The sequence below is a fragment of the Hymenobacter sublimis genome, from assembly GCF_023101345.1.
GTDB classification, from domain to species: domain Bacteria; phylum Bacteroidota; class Bacteroidia; order Cytophagales; family Hymenobacteraceae; genus Hymenobacter; species Hymenobacter sublimis.
Map to the genome: position 1 here is coordinate 2,593,212 of NZ_CP095848.1, position 14,768 is coordinate 2,607,979.

Consider the following 14,768-nt stretch of genomic DNA (forward strand, 5'->3'; position numbering starts at 1 on the left):
GCAGACCACTCATAACACGGCTGCTGGCCGCAACTCAACCGTTGTCGGCGAAACCGGGGTAGAGAGTCATGCCGCCGTCGGCGAAGATGGTAGTACCCGTCACATAATCGGCCTCGTCGGAAGCCAGCCACACGGCCACCATGCCAATGTCGGCGGGGTCACCGATACGGCCGTAGGGAATCAGGGTCAGCAGGTTACGCTCTTCCTCGGGCGTGTCGCGGGCTGAGAGATTGATGGGGGTAGCAATGGCGCCCGGCCCGATGCTGTTGACCCGGATGCGCTGGGGCGCCAGCTCCTGGGCCATGCTTTTCATTAGCTGCATAATGCCGCCCTTGCTAGTGGCGTAGTTTACGTGGCCCGCCCACGGAATCACCTCGTGCACAGAGCTCATGCAGATGATTTTACCCGTGGCCTTCGATACTTCTGGCTGCGGACCGCGCCGCACGAACTCCCGGGCGGCCTCGCGGGCGCACAGAAACTGCCCGGTCAGGTTCACGTCAATTACTTTTTGCCACTTCTCCAGGCTCATTTCCAGAAAGGGCGAATCCTGCTGAATGCCGGAGTTATTGACCAGAATGTGCAGAGTCTGAAACTGCTCCCGAATTTGGTCGAACATATGGAGCACCTCGTCTTCCTTGCTTACATCAGCCTGGATGGCTACGGCCCGACCGCCCGCCTTTTTAATGTCGGCCACCACGGCCGCAGCTTCCTCGGCACTGTGGGCGTAGTTGACGATGACGGTAGCGCCTTCCGCGGCCATAGCCTTGGCCACACCCGCCCCAATGCCGGAGCTGCCGCCCGTCACGAGGGCAATTTGGTTTTGCAGACGCTGCGAGTTTGAGGAGTTTGCCATATAGCTCAGTAGAGAAGATCAGAAGAATACTCATCTGCTAGACTGGCAAACCCTGGCTTTAGTTACATGAATGTCTGGTGAAGCAAGTGTGAATCAAGCACTACTGCCTCATGCTCTACCCCTTGCTAGCGCGTCTAACGCCTGAAAACCAATCCATAGCCACCGCGCTGATGGTATGAGGTTGTGTTACTAGTCACTGCCTTACAAATAAGAATAGCCTATAGACTGTCATGCCGAGGCGCCGCCGAAGCATCTCGCATGCTGATGTTGTGCTAGTAACTCAAACGACTGCACGCGAGATGCTTCGGCGGCGCCTCGGCATGACGGTATTTTTGTCTGGCTAAATACCCAGACTAGTAGGCCCTACTCTGGGTTATCGTTTTGAAGACTCTACTACGCTTGCACGGCTGAGATGCGCTCGGCTACTTATAAGTGAGCGGGAGGACAGTGCTGAAAGATATCTTGCATTGCGCACTAACAAACATTCGTTTGTGATAATTAACTACTACCTTGGGACAGGTTGGCGGCTAACAGCGTGTAGCGGCACGTTGAAGCCGCCGCGGGACGCGTTTGTCTAGCATATAAAGGCCAAACCACGTTCGGTGGGCAGGCCTGCATGTCGGGTCTGCGCGAGCTTCCCCGTCGCGAGGGCGAAAAGTTGAGCGGCGCCACGGATTTGCGTAATCTTTAACAGGCCGTTGGCGTACGGCTACTGACCTTCCCTTCCTTCCCACCCATGATTACGACCCGCAAAACCAATAAGCGCCAGCTAATTCTGGAAGAAGCCGCTAAACTGTTCAAACAGAAAGGCTTCGGCGGCACTTCCATGCGCGACCTGGCCGGCGAAGTCGGCATTGAAGCGGCCAGCATGTACAACCACATCAAGTCCAAGGACGAGATTCTGGAGCTGATCTGCTTTCGGGTGTCGAGCACTTACATTTCCCAGCTGGCCGAAATTGAGGCCACGCAGGCCCCTTATGTCGAGAAGATTAAGGCGCTGATTTGCCTGCACATCCGCCTCATGATTGAGGACGGAGCGGCCGTATCCGTGGCTAACCACGACTGGAAGTACCTCCCCGAGCCGGCCCTCAAGGCGTTCAAAGACGCCCGCAAGCAGTACGAAAAAGGCTTTGCGGCCCTGATTGAGCAAGGCATTGCCGCCGGCGAGTTTCAGCCCGTCAACGTGTCGGTGGCCTTGTTCACGATTCTCTCGGCCGTGCGCTGGGTGGAACTCTGGTACCGCCCCGGCCGCGAGCTGTCAGCCGAGGAGCTAGAGGCCAATATTGTTACCATGCTCCTAACGGGGCTGGAAAGAAAATAAGCTACTGGCTGTGAGCCATTAGCAGTTAGCCTACCAGGCCAACGAAAGCTAACAGCCAACAGCCCGCAGCGAATAGCAAAGTATCATGAGCCGTTTTCATAAAGTCAAAATCAAGAGCATCGTTCGGGAAACCCCGGACTGCGTGAGCGTGTCTCTGGACGTGCCCGCCGACCTGCGCGAGACGTTCAAATTCACCCAAGGCCAGTACCTAACGTTCCGGCGGGAGCACAACGGGGAGGAGTTGCGCCGCTCCTATTCCATTTGTAGCAGCCCCCTGGAAAACGAGTGGCGCGTGGCCATCAAGAAAGTGCCGGAAGGTCGGTTTTCCTCCCTGGCCGTGGAGCAGCTGCGGGTAGGCGAAGAACTGGAAGTAATGCCGCCGATGGGTCATTTCTACACCGAAGTGCACCCAGAGCAGCAGAAACTCTACGTACTATTTGCGGCGGGTTCGGGCATTACCCCGGTCATGTCCATTATCAAAACGGTGCTCTTGACCGAGCCCAACAGCCGGGTGTACCTGATTTATGGCAACCGGGGCCGCAACTCCATCATCTTCAAGGAGGAAATTGAGGCCCTGAAAAACCGCTTCCTGAACCGCCTCAGCGTCTACCACATCCTCAGCCGCGAGCAGGGCGACACCGACCTGCTGTTCGGCCGCATCAACGCCGAGAAGGCCCGCCTGTTCCTTGACAAAATTGTACCCGCCCGCGCAATTGACGAGTGCTTTATCTGCGGCCCGGAGGAGATGATCAACGATGTGAAGGACGTGCTGGCCGAAGCCGGGGTAGCACTGGAAAAAGTACACTTCGAAATGTTCGCCTCCGCCGGCAGCGCCCAGCGGGCCGCCCGCCAGGCCCAGCGCCCCGCCGGCGAGGACGACAAGCACAGCCAGGTAACCGTGCAGTTGGAAGGTACCAAGCGCATCCTGGAAATGTCGTACTACGGCGACACGATTCTGGATGCCCTGCTCGAAACCGGCGCCGATGCGCCCTATTCCTGCAAAAACGGCATGTGCAGCACCTGTCGCTGCCGTATCACGGAAGGCACCGTAGAAATGGACGTGAACTACTCCCTTTCCGACACCGAAGTAGCGAAAGGCTACGTCCTTTCCTGCCAGGCCCGCCCCACCTCCGAAAAGGTTACGGTGGATTTCGACCAATAGAACACACTAGAACTGTCATTCCGATGCAGGAGGAATTTGGGTCAGTTCCTTGTAAATAACCCAGATTCCTCCTGCGTCGGAATGATAACTCAACTTTTTCCTTACATTTAACTAACGAATGTTAGTTAAGCTTTGTTAAGAAGGCATGGAAACGCTAGAACTCACCCAGGAAGAACAGTTTCAGGCCCGCATTGACGCGGATGTGCGTATTGAGCCCAAGGATTGGATGCCCGATGCCTACCGCAAAACCCTGATCCGGCAGATTTCCCAGCACGCGCACTCCGAGCTGGTGGGCATGCTGCCGGAAGGCAACTGGATTACGCGGGCTCCTTCACTTAAGCGCAAGTCCATTCTGCTGGCCAAGGTGCAGGACGAAGCCGGCCACGGCCTCTACCTCTACTCCGCCGCCGAAACCCTGGGTGCTTCCCGCGACCAAATGCTGGCCGACCTGCACTCCGGCAAAGCCAAGTATTCGAGCATTTTCAACTACCCTACCCTCAGCTGGGCCGACATGGGCTGCGTGGGCTGGCTCGTAGATGGGGCCGCCATCCTGAACCAGGTGCCGCTCTGCCGCACCTCTTACGGTCCATACGCCCGCGCCATGGTGCGCGTGTGCAAGGAGGAAAGCTTCCACCAGCGCCAGGGCTTTGAAATCATGCAGACCCTGTGCGAAGGCTCGCCGGAGCAGAAGGCCATGGCTCAGGAAGGCCTCAACCGCTGGTGGTGGCCCACGCTGATGATGTTCGGCCCCAAGGATTCGGAGTCGCCGAACACGGCCCAGTCGATGAACTGGCGCATTAAGCGCTTCACCAACGACGAGCTGCGCCAGAAGTTCGTGGACATGATGGTGCCCCAGGCCGAGTTTCTGGGCCTCACGGTGCCCGACCCCAACCTGAAGTGGAACGAGGCCAAGCAGGGCTACGACTTCGGCGACGTGGACTGGGAAGAGTTCTGGAACGTGGTGAAGGGCAACGGCCTGTGCAACCAGGAGCGCCTGCAGGCCCGCGTACAGGCCCACGAGGAAGGCGCCTGGGTGCGGGAAGCCGCCCTGGCCCACGCCGAGAAACGCAAGCAGCGCGAAGCCGCCACCGCCGTAGCCGCCTAACGCACCCTCGCATCACCCGTCCTGCTGGGCTTGTCGGGGCATTTTGCTTGAATGCTGATGTTCCCACCCAGCGTCAGCCCGCGAAATGCTTCGGCAAACTCAGCAGGACGGATAATTTCTGGGGCATCTATTCCCTACCTCCTTTCCCCTCCTCAACTCTTACCCTCCTACCCTCACGCCCTCCCAATTTATGTCCCAAAAAGAATGGCCGCTGTGGGAAGTTTTCATCCGCAGCAAGCAGGGCCTCGACCATAAGCACGTGGGTAGTCTCCACGCCGCCGACGCCGAAATGGCCATCCAAAACGCCCGCGACGTGTACACGCGCCGGCTCGAAGGCGTCAGCATCTGGGTGGTGGAGAGCCAGCACGTGCACGCCTCCAACCCCGACGATTCGGCCGCTTTCTACGAGCCGGCCAACGACAAAATCTACCGCCATCCGACCTTCTACCAGGTGCCGGATTCCATCAAGCACATGTAACCGATGACGGACTCTCCGATGCCCGCGCCAACCCCGACTGCTGCTTCCCCCGAAACCCAAACCCAGCTGTTTGCCTACGTGCTGCAGCTAGCCGATACCAGCCTGATTCTGGCTCACCGCCTTTCCGAGTGGTGCGGGCACGGCCCCATTCTGGAGCAGGACCTGGCCATGGCCAACATTGCCCTGGACTTGCTGGGCGAGGCCCGCAGTTACTACCAATACGCCGCCGAGCTGGAAGGCAAGGGCCGCACCGAGGACGATTTGGCCTACCTGCGCAGCGCCGTGGAGTACCGCAACCCCTTGCTGGTGGAGCAACCCAACGGGGATTTCGCCAGCACCATCGTACGGCAGTTCATCTACGACTGCTTCCACTACCACTTGCTACTTCAGCTGAAATCGGGGCCGGACGCGCAACTGGCGGCCATTGCCGAGAAGTCGGTGAAGGAAGCCGCCTACCATATCAAGTGGAGCTCGGAGTGGGTGATTCGTCTGGGTGACGGCACCGAGGAAAGCCGCCGCCGGGTGGAAAAAGCTATTAGCAACCTCTGGCGCTACGCCGGGGAGCTGACGACTCCTTCAGCCACCGAAAAAGCCCTGCAAGCCGCCGGCCTCCTACCCGACTACGCCCCCATCCAGCAGCAGATAGACACCCACGTAACTCGCGTGTTCGAGGAAGCTACTTTGCCGGTACCCCAAGGCGTGTTCATGCAGAAAGGCGGCAAAGATGGCCGCCACTCCGAGCACCTGGGCTACCTGCTGGCCGAGCTGCAGTACCTACAGCGCACTTACCCCGGCCTGCAGTGGTAGCCGAACAGCTGTAGAGACGCGACACTTCGCGTCTCCTCGTTGAATGACTCAATTAGAACAGTACTGACTAAACAACGTCAGCAACGATTGAGACGCGAAGTGTCGCGTCTCTACAGCTGTTTTGCGAAGCAACCTATTCACTTCATCATTACACTACTTATGCCCACCGAAGAGCACATCTGGCAGCTGCTGGAAGACGTTTCCGACCCGGAAGTGCCCGTGCTCAGCATCCTGGACTTGGGTATTGTGCGCGCGGTGCGGATGGAAAATGAAGAAGTTCACGTCACCATTACGCCGACCTACTCCGGCTGCCCGGCCATGAACACCATTGCCACTGAAATCCGGCTGCGGCTGCTGGCCGAGGGCATCACCAAGCTGCACATCCACAACCAGCTCAGCCCCGCCTGGACCACCGATTGGATGAGCGCCGCCGGCCGCCACAAGTTAGAAGAATACGGCATTGCTCCGCCCGTAGATGGCACCGCCACTGGCCACATGCTCAACCTGTTCGGGGCCGATACGGCCGTGCGCTGCCCGCTCTGCAAGTCGGAGCGCACCCACTTGGTTAGCCAATTCGGGTCTACCGCCTGCAAAGCCCACTACCAGTGCGACGACTGCCTGGAGCCCTTCGACTACTTCAAATGCCACGCCTAAGCTGGCCTCACCCCCTAGCCCTCTCTCCGGGGGAGAGGGAGAACTAGCCTTTTAGTTTTTCTAACCTTAAACCTACTCACCTCGCTCATTCCAGAAACTAGCCTAGAAAACTAGCAGCTAGTTCTCCCTCACCCCCGGAGAGGGGGCTAGGGGGTGAGGCAACCGTGAGGCTCTACATGAACGACTCCCTGCTCTTTTCCCTCGATGGCGGCGTTGCCACTATCTGCTTTAACCGGCCCCAGGTTTTCAATAGCGTTAACAAAGAGGTAGCGCTGGCCTTGCAGCAGCACTTGCGCGAATGCCAGCAGAACCCGGCGGTGCGCGCCGTGCTGCTCACGGGCACCGGCAAAGCCTTCTGCGCGGGCCAGGATCTGGCGGAAATCACCGGTCCGGATAGCCCGGAGGTAGCGGAAATTGTGGAGAAGCTTTATAACCCGATTGTGGAGCTGATTCGGGCCCTGGATAAGCCGGTAGTGGCGGCCGTGAATGGCGTAGCGGCCGGGGCGGGCGCCAACCTGGCCCTGGCCTGCGACATTGTGGTGGCCAAGGAATCGGCTTCGTTTATTCAGGCGTTCAGCAAGATTGGCTTGATTCCAGACAGCGCCGGCACCTTTTTCCTGCCCCGCCTCATCGGGCTGCAGCGGGCATCTGCGCTAATGATGACCGGCGACAAGGTTTCGGCGCCGGAAGCAGTGCAGATGGGTATGATTTACAAAACCTTCCCCGACGAGTCGTTTGAGCAGGAAGCGCGGGCGCTGGTGCAGAAGCTGGCCGCCATGCCCACCAAAGGCCTGGCCTACACCAAGCAGCTCCTGAACGTGTCGTTCAGCAACGACCTAACCCAGCAATTGCGCTACGAAGCCGACTTCCAACTCCGGGCCGGCAGCACCTCTGACTACCGCGAAGGGGTAGCCGCCTTCCTGGAAAAACGTCAACCTAGCTTCACGGGCCAATGATTATCGGCATTATCGGGAGTGGGGCCATGGGCGCGGGCATTGCCCAAGTAGTAGCCACCGCGGGCCACACCGTGCGCCTCCTCGACCAGAACACCCAGGCCCTGCAACGCGCCGGCAAATCCATTCAGGGTGGCCTCGACAAGCTGGCGGAAAAGGGCAAGCTGACCATTGAAATGGCGGCGGCCATCTTCGCGCGCCTGCACCTAACGGAAGACATCGGCACTTTTCAGGACTGTGAGTTGGTGCTGGAGGCCGTGGTAGAGGACCTGGGCGTGAAGCAGCAACTGTTCAAGGAAGTGGAATTGCTCGTGTCGGAAACGTGCATTCTGGCCAGCAACACCTCTTCGCTGTCCATTGCCTCCATTGCCGCCGCCTGCCAGAGGCCTGAGCGTTTCATCGGCATTCACTTCTTCAACCCGGCCCCCCTTATGCAGCTGGTGGAAGTAATTCCGGCCGTGCAAACGCGCACCGGGTTGGCCGAACAGGTGCGCGACTTGGTGCGAAGCTGGGGCAAACTGCCGGTACTAACCAAGGATACGCCAGGCTTTATTGTGAACCGCGTGGCGCGACCTTTCTACGGGGAGGCCATCCGAATTCTGGAAGAAGGCCTGGCCGATATGGCGACCATCGATTGGGCCATGACCGAGCTGGGCGGCTTCCGCATGGGCCCGTTTGCCCTCATGGACTTTATCGGCCACGACGTGAACTACCGCGTCACGGAGTCGGTGTTCACGTCCTTTTTCTTCGATCCGCGCTACAAACCTTCTTTTTCCCAGAAGCGCTTGTTCGAGGCCGGTTACTACGGCCGGAAGTCGGGCCGGGGTTTCTACAGCTACGCGGCCGATGCCGTGCAGCCGGAACCCACCCGCGACGAAGCGCTGGGCCGCCAGGTACTTAACCGCATTCTGGCCATGCTCATCAATGAAGCAGCGGATGCGCTGGCCCTGAACGTGGCCTCGAAGGACGACCTGGAACTGGCCATGACCAAGGGCGTGAACTACCCCAAAGGTCTGCTAGCCTGGGCCGATGAACTCGGCCCCGCTACCGTGCTGGCTACCCTCGATGGCCTGTATGAGGAGTACCACGAGGACCGTTACCGGGCCAGTCCGCTCCTGCGCCGCATGGTAAAGGCTGGCCAAACCTTCTTTCAGCATGAAGCAGCCGGAAACCACCGCTAGTACTACCGCCGAAGCCGTGCAGGAACGGATGCTCCGGCACGACGCGTTCAGCCAGCTGCTGGGACTGGCGGTAGAACAAGTTGGGCCCGGCTACTGCCGCCTGCACTTCACGGTGCGCCCCGACATGCTCAACGGCTTTGCGGTCTTGCACGGGGGCGTCACCTTCGCGGCCGCCGATGCGGCCTTCGCCTGCAACAGCCACGGCCGCCAGAGCGTGGGCCTCACCGTCACGATTGACTACCTGGAGGCCGGCAAACTCGGCGACGTGATTACCGTGGATGCCCGCGAGGAAAGTCTCAAGCACAAAGTAGGCGTGTACCAAGTCCGCGCCACTAACCAGCACGGCGTGGTCCTGGCCCTGTTCAAAGGCACGGCCTACCGCACCAGCACGGAAATATTGTGACATGGTGAGGTGGTGAAATGGTGAGTTTGACAGCCATATGCTGCCAGATTCACACACGCCACCAGAACATTAAACTCGCCATTTCACCACCTCACTAGTTCACCATCTCATGACCCAAGCCTATATTATTGACGGTATCCGGACTCCCATCGGCAATTTCGGCGGCACCCTGGCCGCCGTCCGGCCCGATGACTTGGCGGCGCTCGTCATACAAGAACTCCTGAAACGCAATTCCTCGGTTGATCCGGCCGCTATTGCCGATGTCATTCTGGGGTGCGCCAACCAAGCCGGCGAAGACAACCGCAACGTGGCCCGCATGGCCCTGCTGCTGGCGGGCCTACCAACCTCCGTGCCCGGCGAAACCGTGAACCGCCTGTGCGCCTCGGGCCTCTCAGCCAGCATTGCCGCCGCCCGCGCCATCCAGAGCGGCGACGGGAACTTGTTCGTTTCGGGTGGGGTCGAGAGCATGACCCGCGCGCCCTACGTCATGTCGAAGCCGAGTAAAGCGTTCGGTACCGACTCTCAAATGTACGATTCCAGCTTCGGCTGGCGCTTTGTGAATGCCAAGCTGGAAGAACTCTACGGCACCGACGCCATGGGTGAAACGGCCGAAAACCTGGTAGACCAGTACCACATCAGCCGCCAGGACCAAGACCAGTTTGCGTACGAGTCGCACCAGCGCGCCGGCCGGGCCCGCGACTCCGGCCGCTTCGCCGAGGAAATCGTGCCCGTGCCCATTCCCCAGCGTAAGGGCGAGCCGGTGCTGTTTGCTCAGGACGAGTTTATTAAGTCAAACACTACCCTGGAGGGGCTGGCCCAACTCCGGCCGGCCTTTCGCAAGAACGGCTCCGTAACGGCTGGCAACTCCTCGGGCCTGAATGACGGGGCGGCGGCCTTGTTGCTGGCTTCGGAAGAAGGAATCAAGCAGCATAACCTCACGCCCCGGGCCCGTATCGTGAGCATGGGGGTAGCGGGCGTGGAGCCGCGCACCATGGGCATTGGGCCGGTACCGGCCTCGCAGCAGGCCCTGAAAAAGGCGGGCCTCACCCTCGACCAAATCGACCTGATTGAGTTCAACGAGGCCTTTGCGGCCCAAACCCTGGCCTGCGTGCGGGGCCTGGGGCTGGAAGGCTCCGACCCGCGCATTAACCCCAACGGTGGCGCCATTGCCCTGGGCCACCCGCTGGGCATGAGTGGGGCCCGCATCCTGAACACGGCCGCCCTGGAGCTGCACAAGCAGAACAAGCGCTACGCCCTCGTAACCATGTGCGTGGGCGTGGGGCAGGGCTACGCGGCCATCATCGAAAAGGTATGATCTACTCGTTCAACGGCATTGTTCCGGTAGTGCACGAGTCGGCGTATGTGCACCCGCAGGCCGCCGTGACAGGCAACGTCATCATCGGCCGCAATGTGTACATCGGGCCCGGCGCGGCCATTCGCGGCGACTGGGGCCAAATCATCATCGAGGATAACTGCAACGTGCAGGAAAATTGCACCGTGCACATGTTTCCCGGCACTACCACCTGGCTCAAGGAAATGGCCCACATCGGCCACGGCGCCATTATTCACGGCGCCACGGTGGGCCGCAACGTGCTGGTGGGCATGAACGCCGTGCTCATGGACCGGGTGGAAATCGGCGACGAAAGCATCATCGGGGCCCTGAGCTTTATCAAGGCCGATGAAGTTATTCCGCCGCGCAGCCTGGTAGTCGGCAACCCGCACAAGATCATCCGGCAAGTAAGCGACGACATGCTGGCCTGGAAAACCGAAGGCACCCGTATCTACATGCAGCTTCCCGCCGACTTGCACGCCACCCTGCAGCCCTGCGAACCCCTGCGCGAAGTCCCCGCCGACCGCGCGGTGCAGCAAGCCAGCTACCAGACCTGGGCCGAACGCAAAGCGGACGGGTAGTTTTGCAAATAGAACGTCATGCTGAGCCCCGCGAAGCATCTCTACCGCTTCATTTGGTATTTTAAAGCACTATTAATACTTATGAGCAAAACAGAAAGTCCAGCCATCAGCCGGATAGTCAATGCTGAAATCGTGCGTGAGCACTTTGGCTACTGGCCCGACTTTCATGACGCTGAAATCACTAAGGTGACCTTTGAAGCTCATCCTGGTTATCGGACCTCAATAACGTTTGTAATTGCTGCTTTCGAGATAACTAACGAAGTGGATAAAAGTGGCCACTACAAACTCACAAAGCATTGTGATATAGAAATTCAACTTACTGGCATACAAGAAATGACCTTCGGCTACTTCAGCCAGCAAAACGTCATTTTTGAACTCACATTCGAAGAAGTTGGAAGCAACATCGAATGCACGTTCGATTCCTCTGCTGGATTAGATGCATCTATCGTCGCTGAGGAAGTACTGGTACTGAGCTTAACCCCAACGCAGCAGTAAAGATGCTTCGGCACCGTAGCCACCAATAGCTTCCCTCTCCTACCCCTCACTGCCTCCCAACCCTCACTGCCTCCCAACCCTCCTACCTTCCTACCCTAGTTATATGACTCCTACCCTCGAAAACTACGTGATGGGCCGCTGGACGGCTGGCTCGGGCGAGCAGCACGAGCTGCACGACGCCTCCACTGGCGAAGTCATTGCCATTGCCAATGGCGAAGGCCTCGACTACGCCGGCATGCTCGACTACGCCCGCCGCACCGGCAACCCGGCCCTGCGCAAGATGACCTTCCATGAGCGGGGCCGCATGATTAAGGCCCTGGCCCTGCACCTCGACAGCAAGAAGGAAGACTTTTACACCCTCAGCTACCGCAGCGGTGCCACCCGCGCCGACTCCTGGATTGACATTGAAGGTGGCATCGGCAACCTATTTGCCAATGCCTCCCTGCGCCGCAAATTCCCCGATAAGCCGTTCTACGTGGAGTCGGACCCGATTGCACTGTCTAAGGCCGGCAACTTCATGGGCCACCACATCATGGTGCCCAAAGAAGGGGTAGCGGTGCACATCAACGCCTATAACTTCCCCATTTGGGGCATGCTGGAGAAGATTGCCGTGAACCTGCTGGCCGGCATGCCGGCCATCATCAAGCCAGCCGTGCCTACCGCCTACCTCACCGAAGCCGTAGTACGCGAAATCATTGCTTCCAAAATACTGCCGGAAGGCGCACTGCAACTGGTGTGCGGCACGGGCCAGGGCATTCTGGACCACGTCACCTACCAGGATGTCGTGACCTTTACCGGCTCAGCCGAAACTGGCCGTAAGCTGCGGGCCCACCCGCGCATTATCACCGAGGCCGTGCCCTTCACCATGGAAGCCGACTCGCTGAACGCGGCCGTGCTGGGACCCGATGCCGTGCCGGGCACCGTGGAGTTTGACTTGTTTATCAAGGAAATTCGCAAGGAAATAACGGCCAAAGCGGGGCAGAAATGCACGGCTATCCGCCGGGCCATTGTGCCCGAAAACCTGCTGGAGGACGTGCAGATTGCCCTCGGCAAGGCCTTGGCCCAGACCACCGTCGGCCACCCGCAGGCGGAGGGCGTGCGCATGGGCGCGCTGGTGAACATGACCCAGGCCAACCGCGTGCGGCAGCAAGTGCGCGAGCTAGCCAAGAACACACCCATCGTGTACGGCGACCTGGACAACGTGCAGGTGATTGGCGGTGACTGCAAAACCGGCGCCTTCATGTCGCCGATTGTGCTGCTGAACCCGGAGCCCTTCAAGTTCACCGACTCCCACGAGGTAGAGGCCTTCGGGCCCGTGGCAACCCTCATGCCCTACAAAAACCTCGACGAGGCCATTACTCTCGCCAACATGGGCAAGGGCTCCTTGGTGTGCTCCGTGGCCACCAACGACCCGCGCACGGCCCAGGAGTTTGTGCTGGGCGCAGCCACCCACCACGGCCGCATTCTGGTTATCAACGAAGAGGTAGCTAAAGAAAGCACCGGCCACGGCTCGCCCCTCCCCCTGCTCATTCACGGCGGCCCCGGCCGCGCGGGCGGCGGGCAGGAAATGGGCGGCATGCGCGGCGTAGAGCACTTCATGCAGCGCGTGGCCATCCAAGGCTCTCCCAGCATGATTACGGCCATTACGGAGGTGTATCAGCCTAAAGCCCGGCAGACGGAGCGCGATAAACACCCTTTCCAGCATTACTTCGAGGAGCTGGAAATCGGGCAGACCTACACCACCCACCGCCACACCGTCACGGAGTCGGACATTACCAGCTTCGCCCAGGTTTCCGGCGACAATTTCTACGCCCACGTCGATGCTACCTCCCTGGAAGGTACGCTGTTTACGGGCCGGGTAGCCCACGGCTACTACATCCTGAGCAAGGCCGCCGGCATGTTCGTGGACCCGCGCAAGGGCCCGGTACTACTCAACTACGGCCTCGATGAGTGCCGCTTCACCAAGCCCGTGTACCCCGGCATGACCATCGGGGTGAAGCTGACGGTAAAGGAGAAAATCGGCCAGGAGAAGCGCGACGAGCAGGACGTGGCCAAAGGCATCGTGCGCTGGCTCGTGGACGTCTCGGACGAAACCGGCGAAACCGTAGCCGTAGCCACCATCCTGACGATGGTAAAGAAAAAGGAGCAAGCATAAGCATTTCGTTGCCCGTCATCCTGAGCCTTGCGCAGGGCCTTGTCACGCACGAACGAGTCGTTGGACAGATTCGTGCTGAGATGATAAGGTCCTGCGCAGGGCTCAGGATGACGGGCTATAGTACTACCGTTTACATATTCCCATGAGCACTACTACTCTCACTGCCGGCCACGTAACTACTCACACTACTCCGGAAGGCATTGCCACCATCAGCTTCTTTCACCCCAGCCACAACTCCCTGCCCGGCGCACTGCTCACCAAGCTAGCCGACACTATCACACAGATTGGCCAGCAGACTGATACGAAGGTCATCATTCTAAAAAGCGAAGGTGCCAAGACCTTCTGCGCCGGCGCCTCTTTCGATGAGCTGATTGCTATTGAAAACGAAGCCCAGGGGCTGGAATTTTTCTCGGGCTTTGCGAAGGTGATTAACGCCTGCCGCACCTCCCCCAAAATCATTATTGGCCGGGTGCAGGGCAAGGCCATTGGCGGCGGCGTGGGCGTAGCGGCTGCTACCGACTACTGCTTTGCTACCTCCCAAGCCTCGGTTAAGCTCAGTGAGCTGGTGGTGGGCATCGGGCCGTTTGTGGTAGGCCCAGCCGTGGAGCGCAAGATTGGCGTGGCGGCCTACGCCCAGCTAGCCCTAGATGCCGCAGAGTTTCGCTCGGCCACTTGGGCCCAGGAACGCGGCCTCTACGCCGAAGTGCTGGACTCAGAAGAAGCCCTGGATGCCGCCGTGCAGGCCTTTGCCCGTAAGCTAGCCGCCTACAACCCCGAGGCCCTGACGGACCTGAAGCGCGTTATCTGGGCGGGCACCGAGCACTGGGACCAGCTACTGGTAGAGCGGGCCGCCATCAGCGGTCGGCTGGTACTCTCGGAGTTCACCCGGCAGGCTATCCAGCAGTTCAAGGCTAAGTAGCTTCACTAGCTTGTCCGCTGCTGAGGTAGTATTCGGACCTAACCGCTAACAAAGAAAAACCCCTCACTGCAGTGCGTAGTGAGGGGTTTTGGTGATCCCGCTGGGATTCGAACCCAGGACCCATACATTAAAAGTGTATTGCTCTACCAGCTGAGCTACAGAATCATTTCCCTACCGTTGGCCGATGCTTTTCGGAAGGGAGTGCAAAATTACACGACAAGAATCTTACCTGCAACTTGGCACCTTAGATTCAGCTGAAAATATTCAGCGGTAGCTATTAACTACCTCATAGTCAAGCAAACATTTTTTGCATTGTGTTAGCCAAATGACTTTAGATAGGTTAACAGAACATACCGTAGCTCGGCGCTCAG

The 14,768-nt window shown here is 59.2% G+C and carries 15 protein-coding genes and 1 tRNA gene; 14 read left to right on the forward strand and 2 right to left on the reverse strand.

Going from position 1 to position 14,768, the window contains the following annotated elements; all coding sequences use genetic code 11:
• Positions 1 to 34 precede the first annotated feature (34 nt).
• Complete coding sequence (locus MWH26_RS10775; RefSeq protein WP_247974286.1) at positions 35 to 853, reverse strand: SDR family oxidoreductase; 819 nt, start codon at positions 851 to 853, stop codon at positions 35 to 37.
• Positions 854 to 1,589: 736 nt separating this feature from the next.
• Between MWH26_RS10775 and MWH26_RS10780 the strand changes: the two genes are divergently transcribed.
• From MWH26_RS10780 to MWH26_RS10845, 14 genes are all read left to right on the forward strand, one after another.
• On the forward strand, positions 1,590 to 2,174 hold the full coding sequence (locus MWH26_RS10780; protein WP_247974287.1) for a TetR/AcrR family transcriptional regulator: 585 nt from the start codon (positions 1,590 to 1,592) through the stop codon (positions 2,172 to 2,174).
• An 85-nt stretch (positions 2,175 to 2,259) separates the two neighbouring features.
• Positions 2,260 to 3,336 (forward strand): 1,2-phenylacetyl-CoA epoxidase subunit PaaE, encoded by a 1,077-nt coding sequence (gene paaE / locus MWH26_RS10785; RefSeq protein ID WP_247974288.1) that lies wholly within the window; start codon positions 2,260 to 2,262, stop codon positions 3,334 to 3,336.
• A 145-nt stretch (positions 3,337 to 3,481) separates the two neighbouring features.
• The gene (paaA, locus tag MWH26_RS10790) at positions 3,482 to 4,441 is read left to right on the forward strand and encodes a 1,2-phenylacetyl-CoA epoxidase subunit PaaA (protein WP_244696627.1); all 960 of its coding nucleotides are present in this window, start codon (positions 3,482 to 3,484) and stop codon (positions 4,439 to 4,441) included.
• A gap of 190 nt (positions 4,442 to 4,631) precedes the next feature.
• Positions 4,632 to 4,919 (forward strand): 1,2-phenylacetyl-CoA epoxidase subunit PaaB, encoded by a 288-nt coding sequence (paaB, locus tag MWH26_RS10795; protein WP_244696628.1) that lies wholly within the window; start codon positions 4,632 to 4,634, stop codon positions 4,917 to 4,919.
• A 3-nt stretch (positions 4,920 to 4,922) separates the two neighbouring features.
• Positions 4,923 to 5,726, forward strand: a complete 804-nt coding sequence (gene paaC / locus MWH26_RS10800) for a 1,2-phenylacetyl-CoA epoxidase subunit PaaC (RefSeq protein WP_247974289.1) — start codon at positions 4,923 to 4,925, stop codon at positions 5,724 to 5,726.
• 159 nt (positions 5,727 to 5,885) lie between these two features.
• Positions 5,886 to 6,380, forward strand: a complete 495-nt coding sequence (gene paaD / locus MWH26_RS10805; RefSeq protein WP_247974290.1) for a 1,2-phenylacetyl-CoA epoxidase subunit PaaD — start codon at positions 5,886 to 5,888, stop codon at positions 6,378 to 6,380.
• A 176-nt stretch (positions 6,381 to 6,556) separates the two neighbouring features.
• The gene (locus MWH26_RS10810; protein ID WP_247974291.1) at positions 6,557 to 7,336 is read left to right on the forward strand and encodes an enoyl-CoA hydratase-related protein; all 780 of its coding nucleotides are present in this window, start codon (positions 6,557 to 6,559) and stop codon (positions 7,334 to 7,336) included.
• The gene (locus MWH26_RS10815; RefSeq protein ID WP_247974292.1) at positions 7,333 to 8,514 is read left to right on the forward strand and encodes a 3-hydroxyacyl-CoA dehydrogenase NAD-binding domain-containing protein; all 1,182 of its coding nucleotides are present in this window, start codon (positions 7,333 to 7,335) and stop codon (positions 8,512 to 8,514) included. Before MWH26_RS10810 ends, MWH26_RS10815 begins: the two co-directional genes overlap by 4 nt.
• Positions 8,489 to 8,917, forward strand: a complete 429-nt coding sequence (locus MWH26_RS10820; protein ID WP_247974293.1) for a hotdog fold thioesterase — start codon at positions 8,489 to 8,491, stop codon at positions 8,915 to 8,917. Before MWH26_RS10815 ends, MWH26_RS10820 begins: the two co-directional genes overlap by 26 nt.
• A 109-nt stretch (positions 8,918 to 9,026) precedes the next feature.
• Complete coding sequence (gene pcaF / locus MWH26_RS10825) at positions 9,027 to 10,232, forward strand: 3-oxoadipyl-CoA thiolase (protein WP_247974294.1); 1,206 nt, start codon at positions 9,027 to 9,029, stop codon at positions 10,230 to 10,232.
• Positions 10,229 to 10,828: an acyltransferase gene (locus MWH26_RS10830; RefSeq protein ID WP_247974295.1), complete on the forward strand. Its 600-nt coding sequence runs from the start codon at positions 10,229 to 10,231 to the stop codon at positions 10,826 to 10,828. Before pcaF ends, MWH26_RS10830 begins: the two co-directional genes overlap by 4 nt.
• Before the next feature lie 81 nt (positions 10,829 to 10,909).
• Positions 10,910 to 11,323 (forward strand): Imm50 family immunity protein, encoded by a 414-nt coding sequence (locus MWH26_RS10835; RefSeq protein ID WP_247974296.1) that lies wholly within the window; start codon positions 10,910 to 10,912, stop codon positions 11,321 to 11,323.
• Positions 11,324 to 11,426: 103 nt separating this feature from the next.
• On the forward strand, positions 11,427 to 13,478 hold the full coding sequence (gene paaZ / locus MWH26_RS10840; protein ID WP_247974297.1) for a phenylacetic acid degradation bifunctional protein PaaZ: 2,052 nt from the start codon (positions 11,427 to 11,429) through the stop codon (positions 13,476 to 13,478).
• A gap of 142 nt (positions 13,479 to 13,620) precedes the next feature.
• On the forward strand, positions 13,621 to 14,397 hold the full coding sequence (locus MWH26_RS10845) for an enoyl-CoA hydratase/isomerase family protein (RefSeq protein WP_247974298.1): 777 nt from the start codon (positions 13,621 to 13,623) through the stop codon (positions 14,395 to 14,397).
• 89 nt (positions 14,398 to 14,486) lie between these two features.
• Here the strand turns inward: MWH26_RS10845 and MWH26_RS10850 are convergent.
• Positions 14,487 to 14,562: transfer RNA gene (locus tag MWH26_RS10850), tRNA-Lys, on the reverse strand.
• Between the last annotated feature and the right edge of the window lie 206 nt (positions 14,563 to 14,768).

Coding starts and splice junctions, on each gene's coding strand:
- MWH26_RS10835 (WP_247974296.1), top strand. CDS start 10,910: ATGAGCAAAACAGAAAGTCCAGCCATCAGCCGGATAGTCAATGCTGAA.
- MWH26_RS10775 (WP_247974286.1), bottom strand. CDS start 853: ATGGCAAACTCCTCAAACTCGCAGCGTCTGCAAAACCAAATTGCCCTC.
- paaA (WP_244696627.1), top strand. CDS start 3,482: ATGGAAACGCTAGAACTCACCCAGGAAGAACAGTTTCAGGCCCGCATT.
- MWH26_RS10820 (WP_247974293.1), top strand. CDS start 8,489: ATGAAGCAGCCGGAAACCACCGCTAGTACTACCGCCGAAGCCGTGCAG.
- MWH26_RS10810 (WP_247974291.1), top strand. CDS start 6,557: ATGAACGACTCCCTGCTCTTTTCCCTCGATGGCGGCGTTGCCACTATC.
- paaD (WP_247974290.1), top strand. CDS start 5,886: ATGCCCACCGAAGAGCACATCTGGCAGCTGCTGGAAGACGTTTCCGAC.
- paaZ (WP_247974297.1), top strand. CDS start 11,427: ATGACTCCTACCCTCGAAAACTACGTGATGGGCCGCTGGACGGCTGGC.
- MWH26_RS10780 (WP_247974287.1), top strand. CDS start 1,590: ATGATTACGACCCGCAAAACCAATAAGCGCCAGCTAATTCTGGAAGAA.
- MWH26_RS10830 (WP_247974295.1), top strand. CDS start 10,229: ATGATCTACTCGTTCAACGGCATTGTTCCGGTAGTGCACGAGTCGGCG.
- MWH26_RS10815 (WP_247974292.1), top strand. CDS start 7,333: ATGATTATCGGCATTATCGGGAGTGGGGCCATGGGCGCGGGCATTGCC.
- paaC (WP_247974289.1), top strand. CDS start 4,923: ATGACGGACTCTCCGATGCCCGCGCCAACCCCGACTGCTGCTTCCCCC.
- MWH26_RS10845 (WP_247974298.1), top strand. CDS start 13,621: ATGAGCACTACTACTCTCACTGCCGGCCACGTAACTACTCACACTACT.
- paaE (WP_247974288.1), top strand. CDS start 2,260: ATGAGCCGTTTTCATAAAGTCAAAATCAAGAGCATCGTTCGGGAAACC.
- pcaF (WP_247974294.1), top strand. CDS start 9,027: ATGACCCAAGCCTATATTATTGACGGTATCCGGACTCCCATCGGCAAT.
- paaB (WP_244696628.1), top strand. CDS start 4,632: ATGTCCCAAAAAGAATGGCCGCTGTGGGAAGTTTTCATCCGCAGCAAG.